Source organism: Winogradskyella marina (genome assembly GCF_015645385.1).
GTDB lineage: Bacteria > Bacteroidota > Bacteroidia > Flavobacteriales > Flavobacteriaceae > Winogradskyella > Winogradskyella marina.
Genome location: NZ_JADOET010000007.1, coordinates 145413 through 161372 on the forward strand (window position 1 = coordinate 145413; position 15960 = coordinate 161372).

Consider the following 15960-nt stretch of genomic DNA (forward strand, 5'->3'; position numbering starts at 1 on the left):
CATTACAAATCAAATATCTATAGTCCGAAACGTTAAATTGATTCGTGGAGTTTTCACTCTTTTCGTTGGTGGTAATCGATGTAACCAATGGGTTTGTGTCGCTCCTTTCATGATTAACAGACTTCCTTTTTCTAGTTGAACAGAAACGTTTTGTTTGGTTGCCTTATGTTTAAATGAAAATTTACGTTCTGCACCAAAACTTAAAGACCCAATAGCTCCATTCTTTTTTAAATCCTTTTCATCATCGCTATGCCAAGCCATGCCTTCGTCTCCACTGTGATATAAATTGAGTAAGCAAGAGTTAAAGGTTTCTCCAGTTTTTTGTTCTACCAATTCTTTGAGCTCCAAAAGTTCTCTAGTCCATGGCAGAGCCGATTTTGTGGTTTTAGAATAGGTGTAACTAAAAGGTTGATCTCCATACCAAGCCACTTTTCGTTTGGTGATAATGAGTTTTCCGAAAATGATGGCTTTATCGTTTTCCCAATGGATATTTTGAAGTAATTTTTCGTAATAAACTTGGGCTTTAGCTAAAGACATTATGGATCCATAATAATTCACTTCACCATCAAAAGGTAAAATATTAGATGCTATTTCTGAATTAAATAAGTCCATATATCACAAAGAGAAATGATACCAATCCTTAAAATTTCGAATTCACTAAGCGATACATCAAAACAGCTGTTATTTTTGCTTGCGTCGCGACTGTCTTTAGATCACCAGTTTCGTTTATGGTATGATCGCCTCCTCCACCTGTAAGTCCTAGACCATCAATAGCCATGTCTACATATTCTGATGTAAATGAAATATCCGCAGCACCAGCATTTCTTGGATTTACCGCAGTCACTGAACCGAAACCTAAATCTTCACTTACCGTATTATAATAACCTAATAATTTTACATTACCATCCGTTCTCGTTAAAGGTGGATAAGCACCTGCTGAAAACGTTAATTCTGCTTTTGTGTTAGGATAATTTTCTGAAACAATTTTATGCATAGTTTCCTTAGCTTTTATCAATTGATCTAAGGACACAGCTCTCAAATCGCCACGAACAATGGTTTCTTGAGAAACTACATTAGATTTCCCGAAAGCGTGTCCACCAGTTCCATCCTCATCTGGCTTTAAAGTAGTACCGCCAATAATGAATCCTGGATTAAAGGTTAAATCTTTTTCTTTGGCCAATTGTACGTAAAACGCATTTAAAATTCTTGAGGTTTCATAAATCGCTCCTGCTCCAATGTCTTCCGTAAAAATTTGTGAGGAATGTGCAGGATTTCCGGTGACTTTAAGCTGCCAATCTGAAGAACCTCTTCTAGAAACGACAATGGTTTTTGGGTTGTTATCTCCATTTTCAAATCCTAAAGCAATCTCGGCGCGTTTTGCTGCATCTACTAAAGCTTTCTTAGATAACTCTATAGGATCTCCACTTTTTTCTTCATCTCCAGTCATTACAATTTCTATGGACATATCATCTAAAAGTCCGGCTTCATATAAAGCTTGCATGGCTAGAATTATAATTACATCTCCTCCTTTCATATCAGCAACTCCAGGGCCTTTCATAATGGAATCGTTGAGCATAGTGTATTCTTGAAACGGACTATCCAATTCAAAAACCGTGTCTAAGTGACCAATCATTAGAAATTTTGGGCCTTTATTACCTTTTCTAGTGGCTATTAAATGTCCTGCTCTACCATAAGCATCACCATTGGTCAACTCTGTTTTAAAGCCTAATTTATCTAGTTCTATTTGATACAGTTTTCCAACGTCGCGTACACCTTCAAAATTCATAGTACCACTATTCATATTGACTGTTTTTCTAATCAAGTTGACAGCACTTTCTGTGTGGTTATCTACGGCTTTTATTATGTTTTTTTCTTTTCTGTTGTTTTGTGAAAAGCTTAAAAGTGAAAAACATAAAAGGGTTATGAAAAGTGAGTTTTTTTTGTTCGCTTTTGAAATCATGTTTGATTGATTTTTAATATTATCTAGTCCATATTTTTGCCATACAATTCAATACAGAATTTAAGATATGACATTCACATATTATTTGACTTTATTTCTAACTATCAATGGGTCATAATTCCAAAGATATTTAGTAAAAATAGATTAAATATAATCCAAATAGTAAAGTTTAAACGTATATAATATGGATGTACGCCGTTTTTTATCGAAAAAAATTTAATGTTTCGTTAAAATCATTATTTTCGTATATTAACATAAATTAACACTAAAACCAATAAAATGAAAAAAGTTGTATTAAGTTTAGCACTAGTTGCTGTATTAGGATTATCATTTACATCATGTAGAGAAACCGCTGAAAAAACTGGAGACGCCGTAGAAAACGCTACTGACGCTACAGGAGATGCTTTAGAAGATGCTGCTGATGCAGTTGAAGATACTGCCAACGATGCCGTTGATGCTGCTGACGAAGCTATTGACAGTACAAAAGATGCTGCTAGCGACGCTGCAGATTCAGCAGGTGAAGCTATAGATAACGCAAAGGATGCTGCTGGAGATGCAGTTGACAATGTTAAAGATGCTGCTAACGATGCCGTTGAAGGCGCAAAAAAAGCTGGTAACGACGCCGTTGACGAAGCTCAAAAAGCTGGTAACGATGCTATAGATAAAGCTAAAGGATTATAATATCCTAAATATCAAAAAATAAAAAAAAGGCTTGATTTAAAAATCAAGCCTTTTTTCATACCTTATTTCTAAAATTTAATTTTTAAACGATTCGCTTAATTTCAATTCACTAGGAACAACAATAGTCTCTAATTTTAGAGTCTCATCTTTTATATTATCAATCAGTAACTTTGTTGACATCTCACCTATTTTATGCGCTTTTTGATGAATAATTGAGATTTTTGGACTCGATAATACCTGAGTATGCTCATAACCAAAACCTACTACCGATAAATCTTTAGGAATTTCTTTTCCTAATTTTTTAGCCATATTTATTGCTACAATTCCTGTAACGTGATCTATAGACAGAATGGCATCGATAGATGTATTCTCTTTTAAGCAGCTATAAATTCTCTTTTCAACATCAAGGTCAACTGCGTTATCTAATTTTAAAATATTAGGTTCTAAATTATAATCCTCCAATGCCTTCGTATAGCCACTTATTCTAAGCTGACCAACACTAAGTTCTTCAATATTACTGACTAAAAGAATGTTTTTTCGTTTCTCTTTTACAATTAAATGTTCGGTAGCCTCGTAAACAGATTGAAAATCATCTACAATGACTTTATTACATTCTATATCATCAACAACTCTATCAAACATTAAAACGGGAAGCTTACTTTTTATGGCAGACTTAATATGATCCGTTTGTTCCTTCACTTGGCTTTCTCTAGCAACTGCAATAATAAAACCATCAACACTTCCATTAGCCAATAGATCTAAGCTTCGCTTTTCTTTGTGCAAGGTTTCGTTAGATAAGCAAACAATAATATCGTAATCATTACTTGTTGCCGTTTTTTCAATGCCATGTAATACTTCCGCAAAAAAGGGATTGGTTACTGTTGGAAGAATAACACCAATTATCTTGGTCTTATTAGTTTTTAGTTGTTGTGCAATCCTATTCGGTTTATAGTTTAACTTAGCTGCCAACTCCTTAACTCTAATCCTTGTATTTTCACTGATTTCATGGCTGTCATTTAACGCTTTTGATACGGTTGAAACAGAAATATTTAAAAGGGCAGCTAATTCTTTGAGTGTTGTCATTTTATATTATTTAATCAAAAGTGAGGAAAACAGTTCCTTTATAACACGTATTTTATCCTCTTTTGTAATACACAACTGTTATAACTTTTTTTTCGTACTAGTTATCTAAAATAAACTATTCAGCTATTATTAGCAATTCACATTTATAGCACTAAATTAAAGCATCATGAACTTAAATCATAAAAAAAGCGTGTTTAAATATTATAAACACGCTTTTATACAAGATTTATTTATTGCTATTAATTAATCTCATTTCTTTATAAGCTTTACACTTTTAGTTCCATTAAGACCCTCAACTCTGGCAAAATATACACCTGATTTTAAAGCAGATGTATTAATTTTTGCTTCAGTTGCATTTGGCTTTAAAGTACTTACTTTATTTCCTAAAATATCAAATACAGTAATTGAAGTTATAGTTGTATTACTTTCAATATTCCAGTCAGCATTAGTTGGGTTAGGGAAAACTTTAAACGCAGCTGCCTCAAACTCACTTGTACTTAATGTACAGTCATCACCAACTTCATAGGTAAAATATTTTGTAACCGAAAGTCCGCCTGCATAAGCAAATTTACAAGCATAGGTAACTTCTTCACCAATGGTTAAATCATCAATCGTCGTTGAAAACGTTTTATCACCAAGATTATCCATTGGATATTCAGTAAAAGGAGTTTGTTGCCATAAATAAGCCACAAGACCTGCTTTATCATCAAGTAGTTGAAATGTAATCTCTACAGACGTACCAGTAGTCTCAAATGAGTAAAGGTAACCTGTTGTAAACTCTCCTTGTCCTGCTTCATCCGAAATACCTGAACATGCTGTATTGTCAGCTGGATCTGGAAGTTCTGGTTCTGGTTCTTCTGAATCTGCAACAGCTCCTGAAATATCATCGAATAAATAGGTTCCAACAACATCTGAAGAAGAACCAATACCTGAATCTACAAATATGACTAATTTACTATAAGAGGATAAACCACTACCAAAATTTAATTCAATATCGTGCCAATCGGTTCCTGTTGTTGTAAACGGTAATTGCACAGGACCACCAGACGATGCTTCTTCAAGTTTAAAAAGGTGTTCATTCACTTCCTCAGGACCAGCAGTCGTTGATCTTACTCTAAATGTTATTGTATTATTAGCTTCATCAGAAAGATCTATAGGGTTTTCTAGCACAACTTGAGCATGATCCCAGTCTGCACCAGAACCAGCAATTTCTAATACATTATTTGTAGCATCATCTGGATCTTCTATTATTGTCGCAACAGCATCTTCAAAAGCATACATAACATCATTAAACTCATCGCTAAAATCTACTGGTAAATTAAATGCTGGAGTCTCTGTTACATGAGGTGGTCCAGCGATGTCATCAATTAAATACGTTCCAGTCTCTGCATTACCAACGCCAAAATCTGTGAATATCACCATCTTACCATAATTTCCAAGACCAGAAGGAAAATCTAATGAAATCTCTTTCCATTGATCGTCTTCTGTTGTGAACACCAATTCGGTATTACTAGTAGTACCTTCTTCAAATTTTAATGCATGTGTGCGCACACCACCATCAGTTGTGTTTCTAAATCTGAATGTAATGGTGTTATTATTGTCATCAGATAAATCCAAGTTATTCTCAAAAAATACTTGAGCATTATCCCATTCGCTACCATTACCAGTAATTGATAATACATCATTAGTTGGATCGTCTGGATCTGTAACGTTTGCAATAATAACTTCAGGAACATCACCTACAATACCGTGTACTGTTGGATTACCATCTTGCGTAAATGTAAATGGCAACTCTTGACTGTACCCAAAGGCGACAATCATAAAAGCAAACAAAAATGTAATTTTTTTCATAATAAATTATATTGGTTAATTATTTAGTTTAATACAATATTACAGAGCTATGCAATGGTTTTTTGTAACCATAATTAGAGAACTCTAATATTGATTGCTTCAAATCTAAAATGAAATATTAATGATTCCCAAATATTTTACAATACAAAAAGCATACATCGTAATAATTTTCTTATATGATTGAAAAGTTGGCAATTTACCCTTGATTTTATGGGCATTTCACTAATTGCTAAATAGATAGAAAAGCTATGAATTATAACCCATTGTATAGGTAATGTAGTGTTGCTTAATAAGCATGTTGTGGCTACTGCGAGCACAATGAAGTATCTTGACGTAATAAGTTAAATTAATTAGGCCTTAAATTGAATAAATACTACCATGAAAATATAAATAATCTGAGCTTAATTAATATCAAAAAAAGAAGTTAGTGCCGCATCGAACCTAGCATTTACAAAGTACCAAAACGCAAAGATATTGTATAATATTGTTGACGATTAACAGAACATTAATTGTTTAAATTTAACCGATAGAAATGTGTCTAATATGCACGACCAACCAAAATAGGCCAATGAGATAGTTGTTAAAACAAAAAAAGCCATATTGATTAATTCAATATGGCTTTTTTAGCGAATAGTTATTCTAATCTAAGGGTGTTTTTATTTAATATTTTAACACTTCATTTTTATCCCAAATGCCCCAAAACGATCCAACATCTCCTTCTGCAGCCTTTTTCCAAGATTCATCAAAAGATGAAAAGTAGAACATCTCAATACCTTCTTCTTTAGACCATTGTTGAGAATTAATAAAGTACTTAAGTGCATTTTCTTCAGAAGGAAACGCACCCTCTAAGTTAGTCCCTTTATTTGGCCAACCGGTTTCTGTTATGATTACCTTTTTTCCGTTGCCAGCCTTTAATGCCCTATGATACATGTCTTTAATGTATAATAGCGAATAATCCTGATCACAACCTTCCCAAAACGGGTAACAATTTGCTAAAATAATATCGCAAGCTTCTGTAATGTGAGGTCTATCTACAAATTCGTAGTAGGCGTCAACATAGCCAACTGGGATATTTTTAATAGATTTCTTAACATTATAAATGTGTTGTAATAGCTCTTCTTCCGTTAAATCTCCACGATACATCACTTCATTGCCTACTGAGGCAACATCCACATACCCTTGATTAGCTAGCTCTATAAGTCCCGAAACTTCTTTTTCATTTATAGCTTTATTATTTCCTAACCAAGCACCAACTAATGTTTTAAGTCCGTATTCCTTTGCAATTTTTGGAATTAACTCGTTACCTTCTGTACATGAAAAGGAACGAATCCAATTGGTATAAGGTTTTATGATTTCTATACGTCTTCTTACTTGAGATTCGGATAATTGGTCACCAGGCTCTTGGCCATCCATATAAGGACTAAAACAAAGACCATGTACACCTTGAGATAAAATGTTTTTATATATCGTTTTTAGTCCTTCAATATCCTTATCAGCATAATCTAAAGATGCTAATGCCAAAAATTTTTCTCCTCTTAAAGACATAATTAATATTCAGTTATTAGGTTGTATTCGTTTTACGTTGATCTAATTGGGCTCTCGTTTTATTAGCTTTTTCTTCGGTGATGTCGTAATTACGCATTATATACATAGCGATAAGCGTTCCTACCAATGGAAAAAAGCAAAAGAAAGCATGTAAACCATCTACCGCAGATTGTTGGTCTGTCGTTGCTAAATTTGAATCAAAACCTACTATCCAAATAATAAATCCACTTAAAGCACCAGCAATAGCAAAACCTACTTTTACCATCCACCAATAAATAGCTCCAAAAATTCCTTCTCTACGCATGCCTGTATTGAGTTCATCTACATCTATTATATCCGCGGTCATAGACATCATTATAGTAAATAAGCTTCCAATACCGAAAGAGAAAAATGGAAGCGCTATGATATACAGCCACGGTTTACCAGGAACAAATAAAAACCACAATAATACATAGCCTATGATTGAAATGCCTTGCGCTAACATAAATGCTTTTTTCTTTCCAAATGCTTTAGACATCTTCGCTACTGCAGGTATAACAATAAAAGTTGTTCCTAATGCACCCAAGCAACCAAATAAAGATACCCAAACACCAGAGGCTTCTGCATCACCATTAAATAGTTTGTATACAATTACGAAAAACGTAAGTGCTGCTACCGTATTAAAGGCATTAAAAATTAAAAAGGTAGCTCCACATATTTTTCTAAATTCTTTAATTTTAAAAGCTTCAAGAAAGCTGTCATATATTTTCCGTAAGCTATTTCCAATGTTTGCTCTGTTTAAAGGCTCATAATCTTTATTAAGTGTTGACTCGCTTTTTATAAATAATGCAGGCACCATGGCACAAACTGCACACGGAATGGCAACCCAAACAGATAATTGCCTAACTGCTACATCTGCAGATGGAAACCAATCTTGATCGTACATTATAATCCAAAATAAAGGTGCTATTACCCAAGCCCATTGCCCAATAAATTGAGAAATCGCCATAATATTAGTACGCTCGTGGAAATCGTCACTCATCTCATATCCCATTGCTACGTATGGCACGCTAAACAGCGTAAGTCCTAAATAAAATATCAGCGACCATATAAAGAAATACCAGAAATTAAATTCCAAAGAATTATCTCTATAAAGTTGCCACATAAAAATGTAGGCAATTCCCATAATGATGCCGCCAATTAACACATACTGTCTTCGACGTCCCCATTTAGATTTTGTATTATCTGAAATAAAACCCATAATAGGATCCGTAATTGAATCGAATATTCTTGGCGCAAAGAAAATAACGCCCCACATCCAACCAGGAAAGCCTAAGTCCTCGACCAAAACCACCATAAATATTCCCATTATGGCAGGAAACATTTGATTAGCAAACATTCCTACTCCAAAGGCAACTTTTTGCCCAAATGGAACTTTGTTGGTTAGTGTGGACATAATTATAGTGTTTTAGATGGAATCAATATCGTTTGAATGGCTTGTTGATTAATTTTTACATTAACGGTGTCTTCTCCAAGCGATAGTGTAAAGTCTTTTGGTGTTTTCCCTTCGTTAAACAACACCACTGCAATAGATCCATCTGGATTTGTTGCTGCTGTAACCATAAGGTCCTTTACTCCATTCTCTACACCAATAACCTCTGCTCCTGGTCTTATATACTTACTAAAATGAGCCATAGTGTAATACAATGGTGTAAAGTAAACTTCATCCGCATCTGGATCTACAATTACTGGTGCCGCACACCAATTTTCAAACCAGTTGGGACCACCTTGTCGATCTAAAACCATGTTCCAATCTATCCAACCGTCAACCCAATTGTTTAGACAACCAATAATATCTCTTGCGTAGCGGTTTACAGGTGCATATTTTGGGTGCAAGTGTTTCTTATCATCTTCACGCCAGTCATAACCCCAATCCGTAGCTTCTTTTTTCCAGTACCAAGCATCATCTTGCCATGCAGGAACTTCTGAATCTACACATCCTTCTGTTTCTATTAAGTACTTGTCTGGTGCTTTTTCATGAGCATATTGCAACTCTTCTGGAAAATAATCATATGTACTCTCGTACCAATGGATTGCTGTACCCGCAAAATATTTAGAAGAAGCTTCATCTTTAAACATGGCATCTACCCATTCGCCTAAACCTGCTCGGTTTTGATCGTAACCAAGGATATTAACGTCTCCATAACCATCAGCTTCTAATTTTGGTCCTAAATGGTTTTGTACAAAATCCGTTTCTGTTTCTGGTGTAAAGTGCATACTTTCCCAGTTATTTCCATTTCCATGTGGCTCATTAACTGGTGTTAAACCCCAAATATCTATACCTTCAGCTTTATAAGCCTCTAAGTATTTAGAAAAATAGAGAGCAAATGCATCGTAATATTTTGGTAATAATGTACCACCTACATATTCTTTATTGTCTTTCATCCATGGTGGTGATGTCCAAGGTGATGCTATGATTCCGAAACCATCTTTTGAAATGGCTTGAGCTTCTTTAATCATCGGAATTAAATCATCTCGATCTTCCTCAATACTGAAATTTTTCATTTCCATATCATCTGCAACTGGCGCATACGTATAGTTATTTAAAGAAAAATCACATGAAGCGATATGTGTTCTTGTTAATGAATAACGTGCACCTTCATCTGCAAAATACGCTTGAAGAATAGTGTCGCGATTCTTTTTACTCAACTTATTTAATAAGTAAGCAGAAGACTCTGTAAACGAACCACCAAAACCTGTTATAGTTTGAAACTTTTGTTCTGGTAATATTTTTATAACTGCTGAAGAATCTACTTTAGAAAACTCCGTAATTCTGGTCAGTTTATTTCCACTTTCTGAAGTTTCGTATACCTCAACATTTAAGTCTTTGCTTTCTTTATTCTCTTTTTTTTCAGAATTACAACTCATTATTGTGAGAGTTAAGAGAACCAATATGCTGTTTCTTGTTGTTTTCATATTCAACGTTATCAATTATTAGTTTGATTTACATTTGTATAGATGTTCTTTACCACATCAAATACTTGTTTTTTGTTTCTATCGATATCAACGATGCCCCAAAATTCTTCATTTGGGCTACCATCAAAAGGTACACCTGTACTGTTTGGTGCTGTTCCTCCAGTATCTTGTACTTCATTGTTTCCTGCTTTCCACCAGCCATCTGTATATTGAAACAAAGTGACTCCAGAACAAATATCCTGACCATTAAATGTTGCTTTCAGAATAATTTCTGTAGCATCTGCCTGTGCTAATTCATTTACACCTTGCTCATAACCATCTTTTGCGATTTGCATATAACTATCAGCTCCTGTTTCGGCTAAATACATTGGTTTTTCGCTAACTTCTTTCCATTCTTTAAAAATGGTTTCTGGTCGTACAAATCTGTATACGTTCATTCCCCAAACATCAATATTTGGACTCATAGACAATGCTAATTCGTTTGGTAAATCGCCATGTGCAGTAGTTACAGGATGTGATGGATCATTTTTGTGAATTAAAGCTGCTGCATCGTTCATGGCAGTGTACCAATTCTTAATATCTCCATCAAACCATTCTGGATGATAATTGTACTCATTACCTAATTCCCACATTAAAATGGCATTGTGATTTTTGTATTTGTTCACATAATCTATAAATGAACCTGAAAGAATATCATTTTTACCACCTTGGTTATAACCAAATCCGATAATTACTTTTAAACCTGCTTCATTAATTTCGTCAAGCACACTTTCTTCTACAATTGGTGCATAAACTCTTATGGTGTTAATGCCAGCTTCAACCATTAACTCTAAATCTTGCGTTAAGGTTCCAAAATCTCTTTTAACCTCACTGCCCTTTGGAACTGGATGGTAACAGATGCCTTTGATTAAATAAAATTCGTCATTAACCATGAGTTGTCGCCCAGACACTGAAACAACATCGTTAGTTACAATGTCACTTTCAACAGGTACAGCTTCTTTTTTTGTTTCGTTTTTACATGACATAAAAGCGAATAAAATTACGGTTATGAATAAGCTATTTTTCATTATTAATTCTTTTGATAATCTGTATTTGGTACTAAAACATCCTTCATTAACGCGTCTAGATTACCATTATAGGTTTTGGTAATTGGTTTTCCATCTCTGGTTAAACCATCAAATATGTCTTCATCTACCAAATTCCAAAGTGGATATTTTGCTTGGCTTTGTAAATTGATTAACCCGAAGTGATTTTCTGATCCCAATGCATTATGTCCGTCTTTCCATTGTTCGTCAAAAGCTTCAAAATAGAAACAAGAAATATTTTCCGTGTTGGTCCACTCGCGCAAATACTTATAGTAGAGTCCTTGTTTATATTCGTCTGTGGCTCTCGAACCCTTTTCACCATAATGACCATTAGATACTGTTGCCCAACCTGTTTCTCCAATATGAATTGGTTTATTGACTCCAATACTTTTCATATAATTTGAAACGCTATCGTATTGACTTTTAGAAAACTCTAAGGCACGTAACATAGCAGCATCTATTTTTTCTTTATTTGATAAATGCATCTCATTTTCTGGGACTTTCCAAAATTCAGAATTGTAATGTGAATTGTGATATGGATACGTATGCATCGAAATATAATCTACGGCATGTGCAATTTTTTCTAAATCTTCTGTATGATAACTTGGATCGCCTCCTCCCCAAGAGGCAAAATCATCTGAGCTTGTAATCCATAAATCTTTAGGTAATTCTCCAGACTTCTTTAAATCTTGAAGGTGCTTTACCCATTTTAAAATGATCCATGGCTCTACAAAATAACTTGTCGCCCATCTGACCATTGCTTCATTTCCTACCGCCAAAATTTTCACAACATCAGGATATTGTTTCGCTAACTCTACAGCTGTATTTACCTCAACAGGATTTCTTTCACTTTCTGCATTATGGTTTGGATCTCCGTTTCCAGTATCGAATGCATTTTCACAATCAATCCAAATACCCAACATCACATACATCTCGAAATCTGTATCTTCTTTTTTTAATTCCGTTATGGCTTTAAGCACATTTTCGGCATGTGCAAAGTGAACATTATACGTTCGCAACACTTTTACTCCCATAGCACTTAGGATTTTCATATCCTCTTTAAGCTCTAGAATTGAAGGTTGCACCTCCCGTTGTTTTTCTCGGTAACCTCCATAAGAAATTGCCAAATATTCCGGGTTTCCTAAAATGTCTTTTGCACTCACAGTTTGTTCTTCTTTTACGGTTGTATCGTTGTCTTCTTCTTTTTTTTCATCCTTACATGAAATGACCAATAGCATTGCAAAAACATATACCGTTAATTTTAAAATTCCTTTCATGCTAACTGTTTTTCTACTTATTTACCGACACTATAATTTGATTGACCTCTCCTGTGCGATTAAAAATGTCGTTACTTGTTGTTGTATCGAGTTTTAAATCTTTAAACTTTAAAACAGAACCATCAGTTTTTACAACTTCTATTTTAGTTTCATTTTCAAGCTTATAAATAATTGGCACTTGGCAATAGGTAAAACAAAGTGAGTTTTCATTCAGTTGAATTGTTTTTTGCTCTTTATTAATACTTGTATAGTGGAATTCTTTTGAGGTCCTTAAAAATTCTTCGGTTCTTAAAAGTCTTGGATTAAAATATAGTTTTCCGTCTTCCACAAAAACTCCTAATTCTCCAAAACGACATAAGACATCTTCTTTTACCTGACCTGTCATTCCTGGTTGTTGTGCCCCTTTTCCTCCTGGTGTGTGCGAGTAAGGATCTGTTGGAAACGCCCCATATAATTCTGGTGATTTATGAGCACCAATTCCTTCGTTAATTTCGTAATAATGCTCTAATAATCTACCGATGATTTCTTCACTTTCGTTAGTGTTTACCGCCAATAAACAGTTTTCTTGAACTGCCAATAATAATTTAGACACCATGTGCCAATAAATTGATCCTAAACCTTCGTAACCATAGAATGTACCTGAACGACCTGTAAATGATTTATGATCGAATAGCTCTTCAAAAATGGCTAACAATAATGGTTTTTCCGCTTCAACTAAATCGTCATATTGTCCTTCTGGCAAGTCTTTTAATGCAGCTTTTAAACTGTCTGCATTATTAAAATTACCGTTAAAATGATATTGACCTGTGGTATCTTTTTCAATAATCTGCGTGTTATTATCGGCAATTAATTGCTTCAATAACTTTGATTTTTCTACAGCTTTAGATGGAATGTTGTTCTTATCTACAAAACGCGCTAATTCTTTATTGGGATATAAAATATAGCTGTATTGATCTGTTCTAAAAAGTGCACTTGCTTTTAAGGCATCTAATAAACTCAACGCTTCTTTTGGCTCTAAATAACCCGAACTTAACACAGCAACTTGACCTTCTAACATTTCTGGCAAATAAGAAACAGACACTTCTGTATCATTTTCAACCGTCATTAAATTATAGGCGTGATATAAATTATCTGTGCGCTTATTCGCTTTAATCGTATGGTCTAAGTACTGCTTTAATACTTTGAAAAACGCTAATAGATCCGCTTTTGAAATGGATGCCTTATCACTTGTAAATCCGGTTTCGTATATGTTTAACCTGTAATTACTTCCTGCAGAACCCAAGCCATCTAAAATGGTTTTTCGTTCTGAATCTGAAACTTTACCAGACAGTACACTTTCATTGTCATTTAATGTTGACACCACACCTTCAAAGAAGGTTTTTAATTCTATTGATAGGTTGTATTCTGCATCAGTAGCATTCTCTACGATACCTTCAAAGAAATTGATAAAACGTCTGAGGTAATATAATGTTACCATTGAAACTCCATTACCCACTAAAGCGTTGTTTGCATCGTTCCATTCTGGGCGTTGTGTATTCAACCAAATACCGCCTTCTGGTATAAAATTGGATACTTTTGCGAGAACGGTTGCTAATAATTTTTCAACAAGATTAACTTTATGGATGAAGTAATTTTCATCTCTTAATAAAGCACCATCTGCACCTAATCTTTCTTTTACAAGATTGATTTTATTGTGTAATTCGTGATCAAAATCAATGGTGTCTTTAGGATTTTTTAAAGTGTCTTGATAACTCTTAATCTTGTAAGGCACATTGGCGTAAACAAACACATCTTGGGTAAAACTCTTAGATAATTTATTAGGATAATGGTTCTCAATAAACTCTAAGAACTTTAATAAATAGATAATTTGATGATCTCCCCAATATCCAATATAAGACCACGGATCATCTTCCTCAATGGCTTCCCAATCGAATCCATCTTTTGTTACGCGGTAAGGATTGTAACCTTCGAAGGTAGTGGCGTTAAAAAACTTATGAATCATGCCTTCCATAAAAGCAGGATACGAATGCGCTAATGATTCCCAGTTTTGGAAAATATCTCTCCAATTACCTTCGTAATCTAAAATTTTAGAACCATCTACTTCACTACGTGTGTTGATAGAAAACTTGTTCCAAGGTCGACTTGGATCTCCATGTCTTCTACTAAATTTAAGTGGTAAATATTCGTAACATAAGCGTTTAAAATTGCTATCATCATCTTGATCAGCAATGTTTTTAATCACATCTACCGTAAAAAGCTCAGGTAAACTAGTTAAAATAGCTTCTTTACTTTTAGACACTTTTACATTAGCCTTGGCCATGTATTTTAGAAAGTCTTCTTTTTCAATTTTGTAATCATCATCAAAAATTCCACCTCTCATAATGTTGAAAAGCGTATTGGCGAAATGTCTTGTATTTCTTAATTGATCGTTACCTAATTGAATACCGTCGGAAGCGCCAACCAATTCTAAAAGGTGTTTTGTACCAGCATCGATATCTTGCTGTACAAGGTCTTCAAGATTCGTATGTCCTTTTATTTTTTCTGAAATATTATTTATCGCACTAATCGTTTGGTTGACGTCTGCCACAAACATCCAGTTGTTTTCTGCGTTTGGCTCTAAGCTTAAATCCTTACAAATAAAGTAAGCTCCTTTTTCTGCTCTTATATCTTTTTCTTGTGAAATAGCTTTACCATTCCTAAAATCATTTAACTGTAAGGAAGATATTAAATGCGTTGGATTTTCTAATCCTGAAAACCAAACTGTGTTCGCTTTTAAAGCTTCACTCGGTTCTGCTTTATCTACAATAATGGCGCTTAAGGCAAAAATACCAATCCCTGAATCTGTTTCTAATTCGCACTTCTTATAGGCATCGATTAAATTACTCGTGGCATTTTGAAATACCGACGTTAAGCCATAAGGCAAAATATTTTGAATACCATCTAAAATAGTTACCTCAACATTTTCGTTTGAATTGTTGATAATATTAGCCTTTCTTACAAACCCGAATTGATCACTTGTATTCCACTCGTATCTAAACGTTAAGTTTAAATCATCATTTATTTCTTCAAAAAGCAATTTATTTCCATAGCTGTTTTTGTAAAGATTTCGTTTTGTTGCATAGACATCTTGGTATCGGTTAGAAAACGGTTCCCATAAAAATGTTTTATCGTCTTTATGAACCTGAACTATGGTTTTACTACCAGTAGTTTCTAAAGATTCTGTGATCTTATCATCGGTATAATAGGGGAACAATGCATTATTAGAGTCCTTTCTTCCTGCAGTTAATGCTCCATTACTTGAAATAAACATCCAGTGATTAGAATTACTAACAAGACTCATAAAAAACGGTCTCATTTTATCACTGTTAGAGATTTTATAATAGTCTTCATTATGAAGCGACACAAGTTCTCCTTTAACTTCAAATTCATCGTTTGAAGCTCTATTATTTCCTATGTATACGGGTTTTTTTGTCATTGGTAATTATATTCTTTCAATATGAAGCGCTATTAAAAAAATAAGATT

Annotated in this window: 11 protein-coding genes; 1 reads left to right on the plus strand and 10 read right to left on the minus strand. The window is 34.1% G+C overall.

What is annotated here, in order from left to right; genetic code table 11:
- Nucleotides 1-9 precede the first annotated feature (9 nt).
- Together ITJ86_RS10005 and ITJ86_RS10010 are read right to left on the minus strand one after the other, a co-directional pair.
- Nucleotides 10-612, minus strand: a complete 603-nt coding sequence (locus ITJ86_RS10005; protein ID WP_195871504.1) for an alpha-ketoglutarate-dependent dioxygenase AlkB family protein — start codon at nt 610-612, stop codon at nt 10-12.
- Nucleotides 613-640: 28 nt separating this feature from the next.
- Complete coding sequence (locus tag ITJ86_RS10010) at nt 641-1960, minus strand: M20/M25/M40 family metallo-hydrolase (protein ID WP_195871505.1); 1320 nt, start codon at nt 1958-1960, stop codon at nt 641-643.
- A 279-nt stretch (nt 1961-2239) separates the two neighbouring features.
- Here ITJ86_RS10010 and ITJ86_RS10015 point away from each other — a divergent pair, with 279 nt between their 5' ends.
- Entirely contained in the window at nt 2240-2641 is a 402-nt protein-coding gene (locus ITJ86_RS10015; RefSeq protein WP_195871506.1) for a hypothetical protein, read from the plus strand.
- Nucleotides 2642-2716: 75 nt separating this feature from the next.
- Here the strand turns inward: ITJ86_RS10015 and ITJ86_RS10020 are convergent, their stop codons facing one another.
- The 8 genes from ITJ86_RS10020 to ITJ86_RS10055 form a co-directional block, all read right to left on the minus strand.
- Entirely contained in the window at nt 2717-3724 is a 1008-nt protein-coding gene (locus ITJ86_RS10020; protein WP_195871507.1) for a LacI family DNA-binding transcriptional regulator, read from the minus strand.
- A 249-nt stretch (nt 3725-3973) separates the two neighbouring features.
- The gene (locus tag ITJ86_RS10025; RefSeq protein WP_195871508.1) at nt 3974-5575 is read right to left on the minus strand and encodes a T9SS type A sorting domain-containing protein; all 1602 of its coding nucleotides are present in this window, start codon (nt 5573-5575) and stop codon (nt 3974-3976) included.
- Between the two features lie 660 nt (nt 5576-6235).
- Entirely contained in the window at nt 6236-7120 is an 885-nt protein-coding gene (locus ITJ86_RS10030) for a glycoside hydrolase family 17 protein (RefSeq protein WP_195871509.1), read from the minus strand.
- Nucleotides 7121-7136: 16 nt separating this feature from the next.
- On the minus strand, nt 7137-8555 hold the full coding sequence (locus tag ITJ86_RS10035; protein WP_195871510.1) for an MFS transporter: 1419 nt from the start codon (nt 8553-8555) through the stop codon (nt 7137-7139).
- A gap of 2 nt (nt 8556-8557) precedes the next feature.
- Nucleotides 8558-10075 carry a glycoside hydrolase family 30 protein gene (locus ITJ86_RS10040; RefSeq protein ID WP_195871511.1) on the minus strand — a complete coding sequence of 506 codons (1518 nt, stop codon included), beginning with the start codon at nt 10073-10075 and terminating at the stop codon, nt 8558-8560.
- A gap of 11 nt (nt 10076-10086) precedes the next feature.
- Complete coding sequence (locus tag ITJ86_RS10045; RefSeq protein ID WP_195871512.1) at nt 10087-11142, minus strand: glycoside hydrolase family 2 TIM barrel-domain containing protein; 1056 nt, start codon at nt 11140-11142, stop codon at nt 10087-10089.
- A 2-nt stretch (nt 11143-11144) separates the two neighbouring features.
- Nucleotides 11145-12437, minus strand: coding sequence for a glycoside hydrolase family 17 protein (locus tag ITJ86_RS10050; RefSeq protein ID WP_195871513.1), 1293 nt, complete (start codon nt 12435-12437; stop codon nt 11145-11147).
- Between the two features lie 13 nt (nt 12438-12450).
- Nucleotides 12451-15912: a hypothetical protein gene (locus ITJ86_RS10055; RefSeq protein WP_195871514.1), complete on the minus strand. Its 3462-nt coding sequence runs from the start codon at nt 15910-15912 to the stop codon at nt 12451-12453.
- Nucleotides 15913-15960: the final 48 nt, after the last annotated feature.